Below are 3,737 nucleotides of genomic sequence, written 5' to 3' on the forward strand. Positions count from 1 at the left end.
ATTTCTGATTGTTCCTCTTCATTTTCCATATATTCATATTCTTCATCCTCTAATGCAAAAAAACTTTTAAATCTATTTTTAATTGACATTGTTATACACCTCCAGTTTCTTTTCCAACAAGTGAAGTACCGATTCGAATAAAAGTAGCCCCTTCTTCAACAGCAATTTCATAATCATTTGACATCCCCATTGATAACTCAAGACATGGGGCATTTTCCAAATTTAATGCTTGAACATCTTTTTGCAGCTTCTTTAACTGTCTAAAGCATGTCCTAATTGTATCCACATCATCAGTAAAAGGAGCCATCGTCATTAACCCAACTATTTGAATCGAAGATAATGTTTCAAGTTCCTTAATAAACTCGATCACTTCATCTGGCGATATCCCATGCTTTGAAGCCTCTCCGGAAACATTAACTTGGACAAAACACTTTACTAATTTTTCCGCTCTTTTATCAATTTCCTTTGCAAGTGAAAAGCGATCTAAAGAATGTATGTATTCAATCTTATCAATGATATTTTTCACTTTACGTGTTTGTAATGAGCCAATGAAATGCCAAACTGCATCATCTCCAAGCTCAGCATACTTATCGTTTAATCCTTCATCCCGATTTTCACCTAAATGAATAACACCGGCATCAATTGCTGCTTTAGCACGGTCAATACTAACATATTTTGTAACAGCAATTACTTTAATTTCATCGGGATTACGCCCAATTCTCTCACATATTTTTTGAATATTACTCCGTATTGTTTGATAATTTTCTTGCACCTTCATTTTTAAAGTTAAGCCTCCCTATTTATCCCAATAAAGCTTAACATTCGACCGGTTTTCCCATCGTCGCGGCGATGTGAGAAAAATAACTCCTTTTCACAACAGGTACAAAGACGAGAAACCATAATATTTTCTTCCTTTATTCCTGATTCCAACAGTAAATTCTTGTTAAGCTGCTTTAGATTTAATTTATATTGATTAGATGAGATCTGCACATATGGACTAGGATATTCTTGGAGTTTTAATTCTTGAATGGCGGTGATAACCTTATCATCAACAATATAACAACACCCTCCAATTGAAGGTCCTATTACAGCCATTATTTCACTTGGATTTACTCCTTCTCTATCAATCCATGTTTTCACCATTTCTCCACCAATATTTTTAACAGTACCTTTCCATCCAGCATGGGCAAGCCCTATTAACTCTCGATTCGGTTCCAAAAAATATAGTGGTACACAATCAGCGAAACATAATGATAGCATGATATTCGGGTTGTGCGTATAAAATCCATCACATTTTGGTATTCCTTGTTCGTATGACAATAGTCCTCTGCCACGGTCACGCTCCGTAATTGCTTCAATCCGATTTCCATGGACTTGTTCGGCAAATACCCAATTTTCATAAGGGATTGATGTTTTCGATGAGATTATTTTTCTATTGGTTATACAATCATTTTGATCATCTTGAACATGTAAACCTAGATTTAAGGAAGAATAATGATTCTTACTTACTCCACCTAGCTTTGTCGTAAATCCAACCTCAAGTCCCTTAATTTTAGATATCCATTTCTCAATTGTTAGAAACGACTTGTCATTTTGTTGAAAAGGTTCTGAAATCATTTATCAATTCAACCCTTTTTTTCGACATATTCTTAATGGTTTTTAACTTTAAAAGCTAATTATAGTCTATCATCATTTATTTTACCACATCTTACACACTTCGTTTAGATTGATTAAAAAATTATTCACTTTCACTCTCAATTTGTCGATTCATTCTTATTAAAATGACATCTTCACCAATTTTTACAATATTCCTCCATGGAATGACAAGCTCTTCGTCCTTTCCAAAAAAACCTAACATTTTCCCTTGCCCATTTATAATAATCGCTTGTATTTTACCGGTTGTCACATTAATATCAAAATCTCCAATATTACCAAGCTTTTTGCCATCAGATACATTTACAACATCCTTCGTTTGAAATTCAGATATATACATAAAAACGCCACCTTTATATTCATAATAGACGAATGTTTCTCTATTACATATCTATGATTAAGGTGGGATAAACTATTCAATGTTTTAAATATTTTTCCAATAGCTATAAACAAGATTTAAATATTAGCGTATGTGAAAGATTATTGTTGATTTTAAATACTTTGTCTTTTGGAGCGGAAGGTTTGAGACTCTGGCTAAAGAATAACTTGTCAAAGTAATGCTCCATAGGCATTTGATGCCCAAGCAACCCTGACCTCCCGCGGAAAGCGAATGCCTGCAGTGGAAATTAACAACATATTGTAACTGTGGTAAATGTTAAATAAAAAGACTACTCAAACATGAGCAGTCTTAGTTTTGAATATTTTTATTCATTTGTTTAATTGCTGCCTTTTCCAATCTTGAAACTTGAGCTTGAGAAATGCCAATTTCTTCAGCCACTTCCATTTGTGTTTTACCTTGAAAGAAACGTTTTCTCAGAATGAGCTTCTCACGACTATTAAGTCGTCTCATACCTTCCTTTAATGCTAATTCTTCAATCCATTGAATATCACGATTTTTTTCGTCGCTCAATTGATCCATTACGAAGATTGGATCCCCACCATCATTATAAATAGGTTCAAATAGAGATACTGGATCCTGAATGGCATCTAACGCAAAAACAATTTCTTCATGTGGAACATCCAGAACCTTTGAAATTTCTTCTGCTGTTGGCTCTCTAGATGTTTCACTCATTAAACGTTCACGTACTTGAAGTGCTTTATAAGCAATGTCTCTCAGTGATCGGGACACACGAATTGGATTATTATCCCTTAAATAACGGCGAATTTCACCTATTATCATTGGTACAGCATATGTTGAAAATTTGACGTTTTGGCCTAAATCAAAATTATCGATTGATTTCATTAATCCAATACAGCCAACTTGAAACAAATCATCAACAAATTCTCCTCTGTTGTTAAATCGCTGGATTACACTAAGTACCAATCTTAAGTTGCCATTCACCAGCTCTTCTCGTGCTGATAAGTCTCCGTTTTGCATTTGCTTAAATAGCTCTCTCATTTTCTCGTTTTTAAGAACTGGAAGCTTTGAGGTGTCTACTCCACAAATTTCGACTTTATTTCTTGTCACATCTTTCCCTCCTAACAGGAGTTGCTGTACAGTGTTAAGTATCTCCTCGGTAGGAAAAAATATGCACAAGCATTCTCAGTAAGAGGGACAAAAATAGACCTAGTTATAGATAAAACAAGGGAAAAATCAGGAATAAATTTTTTTTACACCATTTTATTAAATTCTTTTTGTAGCCGCTTGATAATCCGCTTTTCAAGCCTTGAAATATAAGATTGGGATATACCTAGCATATCCGCTACATCTTTTTGTGTTTTTTCTTCTCCACCTTGTAGACCAAAGCGTAACTCCATAATTTGCTTTTCTCGATCATTCAGCTGTTGCAACGCCTTCATAAGTAATTTCCGATCAACATTTGCTTCTAAATCCTTAGTAATGATATCATCCTCTGTTCCTAATACATCAGACAATAAAAGTTCATTTCCATCCCAATCAATATTCAATGGCTCGTCAAAGGAAACCTCTGAGCGTAGCTTATTATTTCGACGTAAATACATTAATATTTCATTTTCAATACAACGGGATGCATATGTAGCAAGCTTAATTTTCTTCTCTGGATTAAACGTATTTACTGCCTTAATTAATCCTATTGTTCCAATACAATAGGATTAATTAAGGC

The 3,737-nt window shown here is 34.2% G+C and carries 4 protein-coding genes and 1 pseudogene; all 5 read right to left on the reverse strand.

Annotated features, from left to right (window positions below):
• Nucleotides 1-91: 91 nt before the first annotated feature.
• A complete protein-coding gene (locus HU235_RS15475; RefSeq protein ID WP_174880779.1) occupies nucleotides 92-778 on the reverse strand; it encodes a YggS family pyridoxal phosphate-dependent enzyme in 687 nt (228 codons plus the stop codon).
• Nucleotides 779-786: 8 nt separating this feature from the next.
• Nucleotides 787-1,617, reverse strand: a complete 831-nt coding sequence (pgeF, locus tag HU235_RS15480) for a peptidoglycan editing factor PgeF (protein WP_174880780.1) — start codon at nucleotides 1,615-1,617, stop codon at nucleotides 787-789.
• A 121-nt stretch (nucleotides 1,618-1,738) separates the two neighbouring features.
• Nucleotides 1,739-1,993, reverse strand: coding sequence for a YlmC/YmxH family sporulation protein (locus HU235_RS15485; protein ID WP_095298843.1), 255 nt, complete (start codon nucleotides 1,991-1,993; stop codon nucleotides 1,739-1,741).
• 348 nt (nucleotides 1,994-2,341) lie between these two features.
• Complete coding sequence (gene sigG, locus HU235_RS15490; protein ID WP_217451451.1) at nucleotides 2,342-3,163, reverse strand: RNA polymerase sporulation sigma factor SigG; 822 nt, start codon at nucleotides 3,161-3,163, stop codon at nucleotides 2,342-2,344.
• A 101-nt stretch (nucleotides 3,164-3,264) separates the two neighbouring features.
• A pseudogene (locus tag HU235_RS15495) lies at nucleotides 3,265-3,717 on the reverse strand (sigma-70 family RNA polymerase sigma factor); the annotation flags it as partial.
• Between the last annotated feature and the right edge of the window lie 20 nt (nucleotides 3,718-3,737).

The organism is Metabacillus niabensis (assembly GCF_902829255.1).
Lineage (GTDB): Bacteria > Bacillota > Bacilli > Bacillales > Bacillaceae > Metabacillus > Metabacillus niabensis.

Coding starts and splice junctions, on each gene's coding strand:
- HU235_RS15475 (WP_174880779.1), bottom strand. CDS start 778: ATGAAGGTGCAAGAAAATTATCAAACAATACGGAGTAATATTCAAAAA.
- HU235_RS15485 (WP_095298843.1), bottom strand. CDS start 1,993: ATGTATATATCTGAATTTCAAACGAAGGATGTTGTAAATGTATCTGAT.
- pgeF (WP_174880780.1), bottom strand. CDS start 1,617: ATGATTTCAGAACCTTTTCAACAAAATGACAAGTCGTTTCTAACAATT.